The sequence below is a fragment of the Rhodanobacter sp. MP1X3 genome, from assembly GCF_014207165.1.
Taxonomy (GTDB): domain Bacteria; phylum Pseudomonadota; class Gammaproteobacteria; order Xanthomonadales; family Rhodanobacteraceae; genus Rhodanobacter.
In genome coordinates this window covers 24,490-39,315 of the sequence record NZ_JACHCO010000008.1, presented here as the reverse complement: position 1 = coordinate 39,315, position 14,826 = coordinate 24,490, and the positions used below count along the sequence as shown (strand labels likewise).

Genomic DNA, 14,826 nt, shown 5'->3' with positions numbered 1-14,826 from the left:
TTTCAACGACGGCCAGCGTTTTCCGCGGCCGTCGCTTTTCCATCGATCGTTTCTCGAACATCCATCGGAGCACATCACATGCGTAAATTCGAATTACTCGCTGTCTCGGCCCTCACCCTTCTCGCCGCTGCCTGCAGCCAGCAAGGTCCGGCGGATTCTTCGGCTCCGTCAGCGGCTTCCAGCAGCGCCCCGGCTGCCGCCGCCGGCAAGACGATCGGCCTCGCCCTCTCGACCCAGAACAATCCGTTCTTCGTGGCACTGAAAGACGGCGCGCAGAAAGAAGCTGCAGTAGACGGCTACACCCTGACCGTCGTCGACGCGCAGGATGATCCGGCCAAGCAGATCTCCAGCGTCGAGGACCTGATCCAGAAAAAGGTATCGGTGATCCTGCTTAACCCAACCGACTCCTCAGCCCTCGCCGGTGCAGTCAAAGAGGCCAACAACGCGCACATCCCGGTGATCACACTGGATCGCTCCGTCGACAGCGGCCAAGTCGTCACCCACATTGCCTCGGACAACGTGGCGGGCGGTGACGATGCGGCCAAGTTCCTGATCAAGGCACTCGACAACAAGGGCAATGTGATCGAACTGCAAGGCGTACCCGGCACCTCCGCCGCGCGTGACCGCGGCGAGGGCTTCGACGACGGGATCAAAGGCTCTGGTCTGAAGATCATCGCCCAGCAGCCGGCCAACTTCGATCGTGCACAAGGCCTAAGCGTCACTGAAAACCTGCTGCAGGCTCACCCCGATGTGCAGGCGATCTTTGCGCAAAATGACGAGATGGCGCTTGGCGCCGTGCGTGCGCTCGACGGTGCCAAGCGCGCCAACGTACTCGTTGTCGGCTTCGACGGCACGCCTGATGGTATCCAGGCCGTCAAAGACGGCAAGATCGCCGCCATCGTCGCGCAACAGCCACAGCTGATCGGTCAGCTCGGCGTCAAGAGCGCCAAGAGCGTAATCGACGGTCAGACGGTTGAAGCGAAAATCTCGGTACCACTGAAGTTGGTCACCAAGGACAATGCGCAGTAAGCAATAGCGCGTTCTCCCCCACACGAATACGGCGGACCTTGCGGTCCGCCGTATTCGTGTGGGGGCAGTTGCCTATGGCACCATGCCGAAAATAAAACGGCGCGCCATGAAATGACACGCCGTTCTTTTATTGATCCCATTCGCCCAGCTGATGGACTAACCGCGGTTGGAGCCTGACAGCACATCCACCCAAACGGCCAGCACTAGGATGCTGCCTTTAACGATCATCTGCCAGAAGGTGTCGACGTCCATCATCGACATGCCGTTGTCGAGACTGGCCATGACCAGCGCACCGATCAACGCGCCGTGCACGGTGCCGGAGCCGCCGCGCATCGAAGTGCCGCCAATGAAACAGGCGGCGATGGCATCGAGTTCGCCACTGGTGCCGGCCGAGGGTGAGCCCGCGGCGAGGCGCGCGGTATTGATGACGCCAGCGAAGGCGCACATCACACCCATCATGGCGAACACAGCCAGCTTGACCCGTGCCACGTTGACGCCTGACAAGCGCGTCGCTTCCATATTGCCGCCGACCGCATAGATGTGTCGGCCGAACACGGTCTGGGTGGAAATATACGAGAAGATACCGAGCAAGCCCAGCAGGATCATCACCGGCACCGGCACACCGCCGGCATCGTTGAGCATGCGCAACGAACCGATGATCACCGCACCGATGACCACCAGCTTGACAACATCCATCCACACCGGCATCTGCTTCAATTCGAGCTTGTTGCGACGGCGACGGCGCATCACTGTGATGGCCAGCAGCAATAGAAAAATCACGCCACCCAGCACGCGCGACAGGCCAATCGGTACCAGGCCCTGTCCCAGATAAATCAGGTCATCCGGCACCGGCGCAATCGTGGCGCTGTGGGTAATGCCCAGCAGGATGCCGCGAAATGCCAGCATGCCGCCCAGACCAACGATGAAGGAAGGCACGCGCAGCTTGGTGACCCAGAAACCGTTGAATAGGCCTATGCCAAGGCCCACCACCAGCGCGGCGGCGATGGCCGCTGGCGTGCCCCAGTGCATGTTGACGGTGAGTATCGCCACCACGCCGCCAAGCAGTCCCGACAGCGAGCCTACCGACAGATCGATTTCACCGGAGATGATGATGAAGACCATGCCGCAGGCGAGCATGCCGGTGATCGACATCTGCCGCAGCAGGTTCGCGACATTGCGCGGCGTAATGAAGTCGCCGTCTGTGCCGATGTGGAAGAAAATCCAGATCGCGGCTACCGCCAGCAGCAGCGCGATGATTTTGTAGCGTACGAAAAACTGCTGCACTTGCTGAGCTTGCATATCTGGTTCCCAAAGAGGCCGAAAGGTCTGCCTCGCAAAAATCGGATGGAGTAGTTTGATCGAAAGCCGGTCTTGATTGAAACCCGGTAAATCAGGCTGCTTGCGGCTTCGCGTCGATCGCCGCGGCCAGCACACGTTCCTGGGTCAGATCCTTGTTGACGAAATCACCGCGCAAATGACCCTCGCCGATCACCAGCACACGATCGCTGACACCCAACACTTCACTCAGCTCGGACGACACCATGATGATCGACACCCCCTTGGCGGCCAACTCGAACATCAGCTGGTAGATGTCGTATTTCGAGCCGACGTCGACACCGCGCGTGGGCTCGTCGAGAATCAGCACCTTGGGCGCCGGCAGCAGCATCTTGGTCAGCACCGCTTTCTGCTGGTTGCCGCCGGAGAGGCCCGCAATCGCCAGCGCGGGGCTGGCGGTCTTTACGCGCAGGCGCTTGATCTCGCGGTCGACCGTGGCCAGTTCGGCATTCTTGTCGATATGACCGCCATGCGAATAATGCTGCAGCGTTGCCAGCGTGATGTTGTCGCCGACACCGAGCATCGGCACGATGCCCTGACGCTTGCGGTCTTCCGGCACCAGCGACAGGCCGGCGCGAATCGCCTGCTCGGGTGTCTTCACCTTGATCGGCTTGCCGTCCATGAAGAGCTCGGCAGTCGACTTGCCGGCATAGGCTCCGAAGATCGCCGATACCAGCTCGGTGCGACCGGCGCCGACCAGTCCGGCAACACCGAGGATCTCACCCTTGCGCAATTCGAACGACACATCGTCAACGCGCTTGCGACTGGTATTGGTGATATCCCAACAGGTGACGTGCCGCGCCTCGAAGATCACCTCACCGATGGCATGTTCGCTGCGCGGATAGAGATTCTTGATCTCGCGACCGACCATCATGGCGATGATGCCATCAGTATTCAGTTCGGCCATCGGCTTGGTTGCGACATGCTCGCCGTCGCGAATCACGGTGACGGTGTCGCATACCTTGGCGACCTCTTCCAGCTTGTGTGAGATGTAGACGCAGGCCACACCCTCACGCTTGAGGTCCTCGATAATGGACAGCAGCACGTCGATCTCGCTGGAGGTCAGTGATGAGGAGGGCTCGTCCAGAATCAGCAGGCGCGCGTTCTTGGCCAGTGCCTTGGCGATTTCGAACAATTGCTGATAGCCGCCACCGTAGTTCATCACCGGCGCGGCGACGTTGACGCCCTTCAGTTTCAGACGCGCCAACAACGCGTCGGCCTGGCGATACATGGCGTCATAATCCATGCGCCCGCCGGGCTTGGTAATTTCGTTGCCCAGGAAAATATTTTCGGCAACCGATAGCTGCGGCACCAGCATCAGCTCCTGATGGATGATGACGATGCCAGCCTTCTCGCTGTCGCGTACCGAATAGGCCTTCAGCGGCTGGCCTTCCCACAGGATTTCGCCTTCGAAACTGCCATAGGGATACACACCGGACAGCACCTTCATCAAGGTGGATTTGCCTGCGCCGTTCTCGCCACACAGGCCAACACACTCACCAGGTCGCACCGCCAGACTCACGCCGTTGAGCGCCCGCACGCCAGAGAATTCCTTGACGATATTGCGCATCTCGAACAGATATTCACTCACACGCCCACTCCACTGCTTCCACACAAACTGCCGCGAGAGTCGCGGCGTTGATCACTACATAAACCATTGAAACACAAGAGGCGCACCGATGACCGATGCGCCTTCTGCGCGCACTTCAATTAATTACCGTAAACCTGCGCATGCGTGTAGAAACCGTCCTTGATCACCAAGTCGACATTCTGCTTGGTCAGCAGGGTTGGCGTCAGCAACTCGGTGTTGACGTCCTTGGTGCCGTTATTCATCTTGTCGGTGAATTTGGGCGCAACACCCCTAACCAGATCAACCGACAGCTGTGCAGCCTGCGAGGCGAGGTTGTTCAGCGGCTTGTATACCGTCATGGTCTGGGTGCCCGCGATAACGCGTTTCACGCCGGCGAGATCCGCATCCTGTCCGGATATCGCCACTTTACCTGCCAGTTTCTGCGCAGCGAGTGCCTGGATCGCACCACCGGCCGTACCGTCGTTGGAAGCCACGATGGCCTGAATATTGTTGTGGTTGGCGGTCAGCGCATCCTCAGTGATTTTCAGCGCGTTGGTCGGATCCCATTCCGGCGTCCATTGCTGACCGACGATCTTGATATCGCCCTTTGCCACCAGCGGCTGCAGCACCTTCAACTGGCCATCACGAAAAACCTTGGCGTTGTTGTCGGTGGCCGAGCCGCCGAGCAGGAAATAATTGCCTTTGGGAACCGCGTTGACCACCGCCTGCGCCTGCATCTCACCCACCCTCTCGTTGTCGAACGAAATATAGGCATCGACATCGGCATTCAGGATCAGGCGATCATAAGCCACCACTTTGATACCAGCGCGCTTGGCTTCGGCAATGACGTTGCCGAGGACTTTGCCGTTGAACGGCACGATCACCAGCACGTCGACGTTGCGCGAGATCAGGTTCTCGATCTGCGCAATCTGGCGCTCTTCACTGGCATCGGCAGACTGTACGTAGACCTTCGCCCCCAGCTTGGTAGCCGCGGCGGTGAAATAGTCACGGTCGCGCGTCCAGCGCTCGACGCGCAAATCGTCGATTGAAAAGCCAATAACCGGTTTTTCCTTGCTGGCATGCGCAGGCATGGCCGCGAAGCCACCGGCCAGAGCAACGGCAGCGGAAAGTGTAAGAGTGCGGAGCGTTTTATTTTTCATGAAATTCCCCATGCAAGTGACGTGCGTCTTTAGTGGACAGAATCAGCGCCAACTTCGGCACCAGTGAAAAGTGGCTGCAACTGCGGATACAACTTTCCGAACAACGGATACCTTTGTTCGCGATAAAACGCATGACGCGACGCAACAGGATCGAATCGCGAAATCAAGGGTGGTGACGGGCAAACGTCGGCCAGAACGGCGCCCTGCTCTGCCGCCAGATGGGCGAGCCGGGCGGCGCCCAGCGCAGGGCCCACGTCACCGCCCACACGCTGTTGCAGCGGCTTGCCGAGAATGTCGGCGAGCATCTGTATCCAGTAGGCACTGCGCGAACCGCCGCCGATCACCGTAATGTCGTCGGATCTCAGTCCGGCGGCCTCGACCGCAAGCAAACCATCGAGCAAACCGAAACCCACGCCTTCCAGCGTGGCATTGGCCAGATCGGCGCGCTGTGTGTCACTGCTCAAACCAACGAATGCGCCGCGCGCATGACTGTCATTGTGCGGCGTGCGTTCACCGCTGAGGTAGGGCAGAAACCAGGGGCTTTTGGCATGGATTCCGTTCGACGCCTCGGCATCGCCAAGCAACCCCGGTACACCCTCGTAAGCGACCAGTCGTGCGGTGAAATCCAGACAGCTGGCGGCGTTGAGCATGACGCTCATCAGATGCCATGTATTCGGTAAAGCGTGGCAAAAGCTGTGAACGGCCTGTTCGGGTCGCGACAAAAAACCATCGGAAACAGCAAAGAACACGCCCGAGGTTCCCAGCGACAGCATCGCCTGCCCTGGCTTGACGATACCTACGCCGACCGCACCGGCGGCGTTGTCGCCACCACCTGCTGCGACCGGCACGCGGGGAACGCCCCAGCGTTCGGCCAATTCCGCACGAAGTTGCCCGGTGACTTGATTCCCTTCATGTAGCGATGGCATTTGTGAACGATCAAGCCCGCAAGCGCGCAGCATTTCATCGTTCCAGGCACGCTTGCCGACGTCGAGCCACAGCGTGCCAGCGGCATCAGACATATCGCTGGCATAGTCGCCGGTGAGTTTCAGCCGCAGATAATCCTTCGGCAGCAACACCTTGGCGATGCGCTCGAAAATTTGAGGCTCATGCTTGCGTATCCAGAGCAATTTCGGCGCGGTGAAACCCGGCATCGCGAGATTGCCGGTGATCGCGCGGAAGTTCGGTACCTGCTCCAGTTCCGTGCATTCGAGATCGCAGCGGCCGTCGTTCCACAGGATCGCCGGTCGCAGCACCTCATCGTTTGCATCAAGCAATGTGGCGCCGTGCATCTGGCCGGAAAGGCCGATGCCGGCGATCTCATTGGCAGCGATGCCGTGCTTTTTCGCATCGGCAAGCAGCGCATCCACCGATGCCAGCGTGGCCTGCCACCATGCCGCGGGATCCTGCTCGGACCAACCCGGCTGCGGATGCGACAAGATCAACGCGGTGGATGCGCTGGCACGCACCTCACCCTTGCGGTCGAGCAGCACCGCCTTGACTGACGACGTGCCCAGATCGATACCGATGAACATGGGCCGCGTTACTCCGGCGACCTTGCCGACATCAGCAAACGATCAACCGTAGACATAGCGATTCACCAGATTCTCCAGCGCTTCCTGCTGGCCTGACACATGTTGCGGCTGCAGATTTCGTTTGGCCGCTTCGGCGGCCAAAGCCTCCAGCGTGAAGTTGCCGGTGAGCACCTGTTGACCGAACTCGCCATCCCAGCCCGCGTAGCGTGCAGCCTTCATCGTCGCCAAGGTGTCGCGCTCGATCATCTTGGCAGCCCGTTCCAGCGCCAGCGCCAGTACGTCGATCGCACCGATATGGCCATGGAACAGATCGGCCGGATCGCTGCTCTGGCGGCGCACCTTGGTATCGAAGTTGAAGCCACCGTTGACGAAGCCACCGGCGCGAAGAATCTCGTAAACCACCAGGGTCATCTCTTCGACGCTGTTGGGGAACTGGTCGGTGTCCCAGCCATTCTGCATGTCGCCACGATTGGCGTCGATGCTGCCGAACACGCCCAATGCGATCGACGTGGCAACCTCGTGCTGGAACGAATGGCCGGCCAGCGTCGCGTGGTTGGCCTCGAGGTTGACCTTCACCTCATGCTCCAACCCGAAGTCCTTGAGGAAGCCATACACCGTGGCGGTGTCATAGTCGTACTGGTGCTTGGTCGGCTCCTGCGGCTTGGGCTCGATCAGGATGGTGCCGTTGAAACCGATCTTGTGTTTGTGCTCGATCACCATCTGGAAGAAACGACCCAGCTGCGCACGCTCGCGTTTCAGATCGGTGTTGAGCAGCGTGTCATAACCTTCGCGACCGCCCCACAGCACGTAGTTGGCACCGCCGAGACGCTTGGTCGCGCCCATCGCGTGGAACACCTGCGTGGCGGCATAGGCAAACACTTCCGGCTGAGGATTGCTAGCCGCGCCTGCGGCATAGCGCGGATGGCTGAACACGTTGGCCGTGCCCCACAACAGCTTCATGCCGGTCTGCGCCTGCTTGGCTTCCAGCACGTCGACCATCGCGGCAAAGTTGTTGGCGTACTCGGTCAGGTTGCTGCCTTCCGGCGCCACGTCAGTGTCGTGGAAGGTGTAGAACGGAATGCCTAGGCGACTGAAAAAATCGAAGGCGGCATCAGCCTTCGCTTTTGCCTGCTGCATCGGATCGCCGGGCTTGTGCCACGGCCGATCAAAAGTGCCCGCACCGAATACATCACTGCCCGGCCAAACAAAGGTATGCCAGTAGCAGGCGGCCAGACGCAGGTGCTCAGCCATGCTCTTGCCGAGAATCTGGCGCTTGGCATCGTAGTGATGAAAGGCCAGTGGATTGTCACCATTGGCACCTTCGTAGCTGATCGGTGCAATGTGGTCGAAATAAGACATGGGAAACTCCACTAAATGCTGCATTGAGATCGGGTTGACAGAGATCCGGTCAGCAGATCCCAGTAATCCTCGAATGCTGCACAGTCCTTACCCTTGCAGGCAATTGCGAAATTTGTTGTGGCGATGATCATTTTCGCTGTGGCAATGCGGCATGCTAGCGGGCTTGGCGCGTGATAGCGTCTACACTTGCCGAGTGATCAACGCTTCGCGGCGAGGCTTCTGGCAGCGCGAAATTCTGACCCATTCGCCATACCGTACCGGACTATCGAAACGCCTATGGCACTCTCCCCGCCACCGCATCGCATCGCGCTGCTGTTCAACGCAAATAAAGGCTATGACCGTGAGGTGATCGCGGGCATCGGCCAATACCTCAACTCGACCCGGGTCGAGTGGGATCTCTATCTGGAAGAGGATTTCCGCAGCCGCGTACAGGGCATCGAACGCTGGCACGGTGACGGCATCATCGCCGACTTTGATGACCCGCAGGTGGTCGAGGCATTGAGCAAATCTGCCCTGCCCGTGGTGGCTGTCGGTGGTTCGTATGCGAATGCTGCGCGGTATCCCGAACACATTCCCTACATCGCTACCGACAACGCCAAACTCGTGCAGCTGGGTTATCGCCATCTGATCGATCAGGGCCTTTCCAGCTTTGCGTACTACGGCTTGCCGCCAGCGCCAGGCAATGCATGGGCCGCCGAACGCGAAGCCGCCTACGCCCAGCAACTGCTGACGGACGAGCTGCCGATAACGATTTTTCGCGGCCAACCGACCAGCGCCGGCGGCTGGGATAATGCGTCCGAGCAGCTGGTCGAATGGCTGCAGGAATTACCCAAACCGATCGGCATTCTCTGCGTCACTGATGCGCGCGCGCGCCAGTTGGTGCAGGCTTGCCAATTGGCGAAAATTTCCGTGCCCGAACAGGTGGCAGTCGTCGGCATCGACAACGATCCGCTGACCCAAATGCTGACGCGCATACCGCTGACGTCAGTGATGCAAGGCACCGAGGAAATGGGCCGCACGGCGGCACATCTGCTGCATCAGATGCTGCGTGGCGCCGACCATTCACAGACCCGTATTATCGTGCCGCCGGTTGGTATCAACGTGCAATCGTCGAGTCGGCATCAGCCACTGCGCAGTCCACTGGTGATGCGCGCTCGCCACTACATTCGCCAGTACGGCTGCCTCGGCGTCAAGACCGAACAGGTAGCCGATTATGTCGGCGTATCGCGCACTGCACTCGAAGAACACTTTCGCCGCGAGCTGAAACAGACCGTGCATCAGGCGCTGCTGCAGCACAAGCTGGAACACGCTGGCGAGCTGCTGATCAGTTCACCGCTGCCGCTGGCCGATATCGCCGTGCGTTGCGGTTTCACCTCGCTGCAATACATGTACGCGGTGTTCCGCCGCGAATACAACCTCACTCCCAAACAGTTTCAGGCGCAGCACCGCGGCGCCGAAATCACCGACTCCACCGGCAACTCCGCATGACTTCCCTGACGTATCCAAATACGGCCCTCGCTCCCCATGCCGTGCGCTGGGGCACGCTGGCCGATGGCCGCAAGGTGCATCGCTGGACATTGCGCAACGCGCAGGACATGCGCGTCGATATCAGCGACCTCGGCGGCAGCCTGTTGAGCTGGCACACGCCGGATCGTCACGGCCGCATTGAAGGCGTGGTGCTTGGCCACGCCGATCCGCTCGCTTACGCGGAAGGGCTTGGGTATCTCGGCGCCCTGATCGGTCGTTGGGCCAACCGCATCCGCAACGGCAGCTTCGAACTGGACGGCGTCACGTATCGACTCGACCGCAACAATAACGGCCACCACTTGCACGGTGGCCACGAAGGGTTTCATCAAGCCGTCTGGCAAGTCGATACGGATGGCGACAGCCTGCTGCTGACCCTGCACTCACCCGATGGCGAAGGCGGTTTCCCCGGCAATCTTGATGTGCAGGTTCGTTACACACTACACGACGACGGCACACTGAATCTCGACTATCAGGCGCGCAGTGATCAGCCCACACCGATCAACCTCACCGCACATCCGTACTTCAATCTTGGCAGTGCGCGTGGTGATATACGCGATCATCTGCTGTGGATCGATGCTGAAGATTTTCTGGCCGTCGATGCCGGGTTGATTCCTGCCGGCCAGGAAAGCGTGGCTGGGAGTGCCTTCGACTTTCGTCATTCCGCACCACTGGGTTCACGCCTCATCTGGCCGCACCCGCAGTTGTCCGTCGCCGGTGGTTTCGATCACTGCTACTGCTTGGGCGAATCGCACGGCCAGCCACGCAAGGTCGCGCAGGTAATCGATCCGGCCAGCGGTCGCCGACTTACGGTAACCACGGATCAGCCGGGCCTACAGCTTTACACTGGTCAATATCTGGCTGCGTCACCCAAGCGCAGCGGCGGCTTTTACCAAGCTTTCGACGGTTTATGTCTGGAGGCACAGGCATTTCCCGACCAGATCAATAGCGCCACTGCCGAACGTGCCGTGCTGCGCCCCGGCACCGTGTATCGCCAGCACACCGCATACCAGTTGGACGCGGTTTAACCACCGCTGGTGACGACAGCGATCGGAACTTTCAGCCGCTCGATTCATCGCGACGTTTATCGATACAGCGAACAAGTGCCAGCAAAAGCGCCAATGCCGGCAGCAATACCGAAAGGTTGCCGAGTTTGGCAGTGGCCAACCCGCCTGCGCAGGCGCCCATGGCAAAGCTCGAGCAGACCATCATGAAAATGCGCGACTGATGCAGTGCCACCGCGTCGCGCGGCGGAAAAATTCCGGCAAACAATAATTCGGCGGTTCGGCGCAGGTTGCCTGTCGTCATCACCGAACTGTATGGCGATCCTTCGACCTTGGCGAAGCTGGTACTTTGCAGTGCGGCCACAAAGGCCACGCCAAGCACGATGGGAATATCCGGAAAATTGCGTGGCAACGCGGCCACCACCAGCAGAAAGACGATTTCAATCGAAAGACTTAATAGCGCCGAGCGCTGCCGGGCGCTGCGCGACTCGTGCGCGCGCAGTCGAAAGGCCACGAATACACCCACAAAAAACGCGACGATCGGCGGCACATGACGCAGCGATTTATCCCACTGACCCGACGCCGCGTAAATACCGAGAAGCACTACATTGCCGCTTTGCGCATTAGCAAATACGCCGCCGTGACCGAGCCAGGTAAATGCATCCAGAAAGCCGCCCGCCCCACTCAGCAGCATCGCTACGCCGATGGTTTCCCCGGGGTTCAAAACCGCCGCACCACGGCGGGCTCTGAGCTTGCGAACAAGTGCCTGGATCGAGGTCTTCACGGTAATGGCTCACTGATGCGGCGCGAAATAAAAGCTAATGAAACAAGACTGACACATCAAATACGTGACGCTCAACGCCGAGGCTTTTTTGCGCCGGATTGGCGCATGATCAAATGCAAGGCAGGCACAGCGGCGTCTTTCTCTGCAACTATCGGAAGCGATACTTGGGAGCGGGCAATGTCCATTGCGCCATTAGTGCGGACCACCCCGTTAAAATTCGATCACTTGTTTCCTTTCAGCATCATCATTTTGTGATTTGGCCCTTATGACTGATACCACTGCTATCGATCATTTTCCGTTTCTTGGCGAAGGCTCCGAAACGGCTGGCTTGATTCGCGCGTTCGACTGGAGCAAAACCCCGCTGGGCAAAATCGAGCACTGGCCCGAGTCGCTGAAGATGGCAACGGCGCTGATCCTGCGCTGTGATTTGCCGATGACTCTCATGTGGGGTAAACAGGGTTACCTGATCTACAACGATGCCTACAGCAAGATCGCCAGCACCCGGCATCCTGCGTTACTGGGCAAGACCGTGCGCGATGGCTGGCCGGAAGTGGCTGACTTCACCGCGAATGCGATGGAGCAAGTGCTGACCGGCATCAACCTTACTTACCGCAACCAGCACATGGTGCTGATGCACCCCGACGAACCGGCGGATCTGTGGCTCGACATTCTTTACAGCCCAGTGGTCGGCGCCGATGGGGTACCGGCCGGCGTACTGGCACTGATCAGGGATACCACCCAGCAGTTTCAGGCTGAACAGCGCCTTCGCATTGCGCAGGAAGCCGGCGGTGTGGGTACGTTCGAGTGGTATCCGGAAGCCGGTCGTCTGGAAGTTTCCGATCAGTACCGGCGGGTATGGGGCGTGGGTCCGAACGAAGACGTCACTGATACGTTATTGATCAGCCTGGTGCATCCCGATGACCGTCATGCGATAGGCCCGAACCGCCTGGATTTGCCCAACCCACTCAGCTATTCCGAATTCCGACGCGTCGATCCGAAAACCGGCGAGATCCGCTGGATTGCGCGTCGGGGTGAAACGCTGGTGCTGGATGGGTCGGATCGACTGCATTACATCGGTATCGCGATGGATATTACCGACCGCAAAAAAGCCGAAGAGGCCGTGGTCGAGAGCGAAGTCCGTTGGCGCAACCTGTTCGAGGAAATGCAGGAGGGGTTTTTTGTCGGCGAGGCTGTGCGCGATGCTGCCGGACGTATGGTCGATTTCCTCATCACCGAACTCAACCCCGCCTTTGAAAAACAGTCCGGGCTGAATATCCGGTCTTCCATGGGTCAATCCATCCGTGCACTTGTTCCCAACCTTCCCGAATCGGTGATCGACGCCTACGCGCTGGTGCTTGAGTCGGGCGAATCCACCCAGATGGAAGTCCATATACCCACTTTGGAAAATCGCTGGTTCGAAGCGCGTGCGCGCAAGGTGGATGATCAGCGCTTCGCTGTGCTATTTGTGGAAATCTCCGAACGTAAAGCCGCCGAAGATGCCATGCGTGAGAGTGAAATTCACTTCCGCACGCTCGCCCAGTCGATGCCCAATCACGTCTGGACCACGTCCGACGATGGCAAGATTGAATGGTTCAACGATCGCGTCTATGCCTACGCAGGGGTTGAGTGGGGTTCACTGGAGGGTGAAGACTGGTTCCGCATCGTTCACCCGGAAGACGTCAATCCGACGATGCAGGCCATGCTCAAGGCACGCACCACAGGCGAGAACTACCAGACTGAACTACGGCTGCGTCGCCACGATGGGATGTACCGCTGGCACCTCGCGCGCGCCGTTCCCATCACCAATCGCGATGGCGAAATCGAGCGCTGGATTGGCAGCAGCACCGACATCGATGATCAGAAGGTGGCGGAAGCGGCGCTTGGCAATCTTGCCGCCACGCTGGAAGAGCGCGTCATCGAGCGCACGGCCGAATTGATCAAGACCCAAGACGCGCTGCGCCAGAGCCAGAAAATGGAATCGATCGGCAACCTCACCGGTGGCATCGCGCACGACTTCAATAATCTTCTGCAGGTCGTCAGCGGCAATCTGCAGTTGCTGAGCAACGATGTAGCCGGTAACGATCGCGCTGAGCGCTGCGTGCAGAATGCGATGGCTGGCGTAACGCGCGGTTCTAAGCTCGCCTCGCAGTTGCTGGCGTTTGGACGACGCCAACCACTGGCGCCGAAGGTCGTCAACGTCGCCCGCTTTATTCGCGATCTCGATGATCTGCTGCGGCGATCATTGGGCGAAGGCATCGAGCTGGAAACGGTGATTGCGGACGGACTCTGGAACACTCTGATTGATCCGGGCAATGTTGAAAACGCACTGCTGAATCTCGCACTCAACGCGCGCGATGCGATGGATGGCCAAGGACGTCTGACTATCGAAGCGGGAAACGCATCACTCGATGAAGCCTACTCGTACCAGCATTCTGAAGCCGGCCCCGGCCAGTACGTGATGATTGCGGTCAGCGACACCGGCTGCGGCATGACATCTGACATCGTCGAAAAAGTCTTCGAACCTTTCTTCACTACCAAGCCGGAGGGCCGCGGTACCGGTCTGGGCCTGTCGATGGTATACGGCTTCGTGAAGCAGTCCGGTGGCCACGTCAAGATATATAGCGAACCGGATCATGGCACCGCGATCAAGATGTATCTGCCGCGTTCGACGCAGCCGGAGGATCGGGGCATCGACCAGGAATCCGGCCCGATCACCGGCGGCCAGGAAACGATTCTGGTGGCCGAGGACGATGAGGCAGTACGCGATACCGTGGTTGCGTTGCTGGATGAGCTTGGCTATCGCGTGCTGAAGGCGAAGGATGCCGAAAGCGCGCTTACCATCATCGATAGCGGCGTCACCATCGATCTGCTGTTTACCGACGTGGTGATGCCGGGCGAGCTGAAGAGCCCTGAGCTGGCGCGCCAGATACGCCACCGCCTGCCGCATCTGGCGATACTTTTCACCTCGGGTTATGCGGAAAATTCCATCGTGCACGGTGGCCGCCTGGACGAGGGCGTCGAGCTGCTGAGCAAGCCCTACACGCACGAAGCTTTGGCGCGAAAGCTTCGCCAGGTACTGGACAGCCAGCAGAAGCGCAACGCGGCGTCGGCGCCTGGCTCGCCACACCCGGGAAATACTGCCACTCGCAGATTGCAGCCACAGGTCGCCCGGCCGCTACAGATTCTGCTATGCGAGGATGATGAATTGATTCGCATGAGCGTTACCGAGATGCTTGAGTCCCGCGGTCATAGCGTGCTGGAAGCCGATAATGCCGCCCAGGCTGTTCGGATTCATGGCGAGCAGCGCGTCGATTTGCTGCTGACGGATATCGGCTTGCCGGATGCTTCGGGTATCGAACTGGTACATCGGCTGAGGGCGCTATCGCCCAACCTGCCTGTGTTGTTCGCTACGGGACGCCTGGATATCGGTGACATCCAGAAAGATTCGCGCACGGCATCCATACTCAAACCCTACGGAGCAGATGCGCTGCTTGGTGCCATCGACGCCTTGTCAGTATCTGGCTAGTCG

10 protein-coding genes are annotated in these 14,826 nt (G+C 59.4%); 4 read left to right on the top strand and 6 right to left on the bottom strand.

Features of this window, described 5'->3' with window-relative positions; all coding sequences use genetic code 11:
• The first annotated feature begins 78 nt into the window (after window positions 1–78).
• Window positions 79–1,029 (top strand): ribose ABC transporter substrate-binding protein RbsB, encoded by a 951-nt coding sequence (gene rbsB, locus HDE79_RS18470; RefSeq protein WP_184604203.1) that lies wholly within the window; start codon window positions 79–81, stop codon window positions 1,027–1,029.
• Window positions 1,030–1,185: 156 nt separating this feature from the next.
• Here the strand turns inward: rbsB and HDE79_RS18465 are convergent, their stop codons facing one another.
• The 5 genes from HDE79_RS18465 to xylA form a co-directional block, all read right to left on the bottom strand.
• Window positions 1,186–2,328 (bottom strand): sugar ABC transporter permease, encoded by a 1,143-nt coding sequence (locus HDE79_RS18465; RefSeq protein WP_184604201.1) that lies wholly within the window; start codon window positions 2,326–2,328, stop codon window positions 1,186–1,188.
• A 91-nt stretch (window positions 2,329–2,419) separates the two neighbouring features.
• The gene (locus tag HDE79_RS18460) at window positions 2,420–3,955 is read right to left on the bottom strand and encodes a xylose ABC transporter ATP-binding protein (RefSeq protein ID WP_184604199.1); all 1,536 of its coding nucleotides are present in this window, start codon (window positions 3,953–3,955) and stop codon (window positions 2,420–2,422) included.
• Between the two features lie 119 nt (window positions 3,956–4,074).
• Window positions 4,075–5,094 carry a D-xylose ABC transporter substrate-binding protein gene (gene xylF / locus HDE79_RS18455; RefSeq protein WP_184604197.1) on the bottom strand — a complete coding sequence of 340 codons (1,020 nt, stop codon included), beginning with the start codon at window positions 5,092–5,094 and terminating at the stop codon, window positions 4,075–4,077.
• Window positions 5,095–5,123: 29 nt separating this feature from the next.
• Window positions 5,124–6,626, bottom strand: coding sequence for a xylulokinase (gene xylB, locus HDE79_RS18450; RefSeq protein ID WP_184604195.1), 1,503 nt, complete (start codon window positions 6,624–6,626; stop codon window positions 5,124–5,126).
• Window positions 6,627–6,668: 42 nt separating this feature from the next.
• Entirely contained in the window at window positions 6,669–7,985 is a 1,317-nt protein-coding gene (xylA, locus tag HDE79_RS18445) for a xylose isomerase (protein WP_184604193.1), read from the bottom strand.
• 276 nt (window positions 7,986–8,261) lie between these two features.
• On the opposite strand from xylA, the gene HDE79_RS18440 reads away from it, so the two are divergent.
• Window positions 8,262–9,473, top strand: coding sequence for a DNA-binding transcriptional regulator (locus HDE79_RS18440; RefSeq protein ID WP_184604192.1), 1,212 nt, complete (start codon window positions 8,262–8,264; stop codon window positions 9,471–9,473).
• A complete protein-coding gene (locus HDE79_RS18435; RefSeq protein WP_184604190.1) occupies window positions 9,470–10,537 on the top strand; it encodes an aldose epimerase family protein in 1,068 nt (355 codons plus the stop codon). Before HDE79_RS18440 ends, HDE79_RS18435 begins: the two co-directional genes overlap by 4 nt.
• 31 nt (window positions 10,538–10,568) lie before the next feature.
• Here the strand turns inward: HDE79_RS18435 and HDE79_RS18430 are convergent, their stop codons facing one another.
• Window positions 10,569–11,297, bottom strand: a complete 729-nt coding sequence (locus HDE79_RS18430) for a YoaK family protein (RefSeq protein ID WP_184604188.1) — start codon at window positions 11,295–11,297, stop codon at window positions 10,569–10,571.
• A 265-nt stretch (window positions 11,298–11,562) separates the two neighbouring features.
• Between HDE79_RS18430 and HDE79_RS18425 the strand changes: the two genes are divergently transcribed.
• A complete protein-coding gene (locus HDE79_RS18425) occupies window positions 11,563–14,823 on the top strand; it encodes a PAS domain S-box protein (RefSeq protein ID WP_184604186.1) in 3,261 nt (1,086 codons plus the stop codon).
• Window positions 14,824–14,826 lie beyond the last annotated feature (3 nt).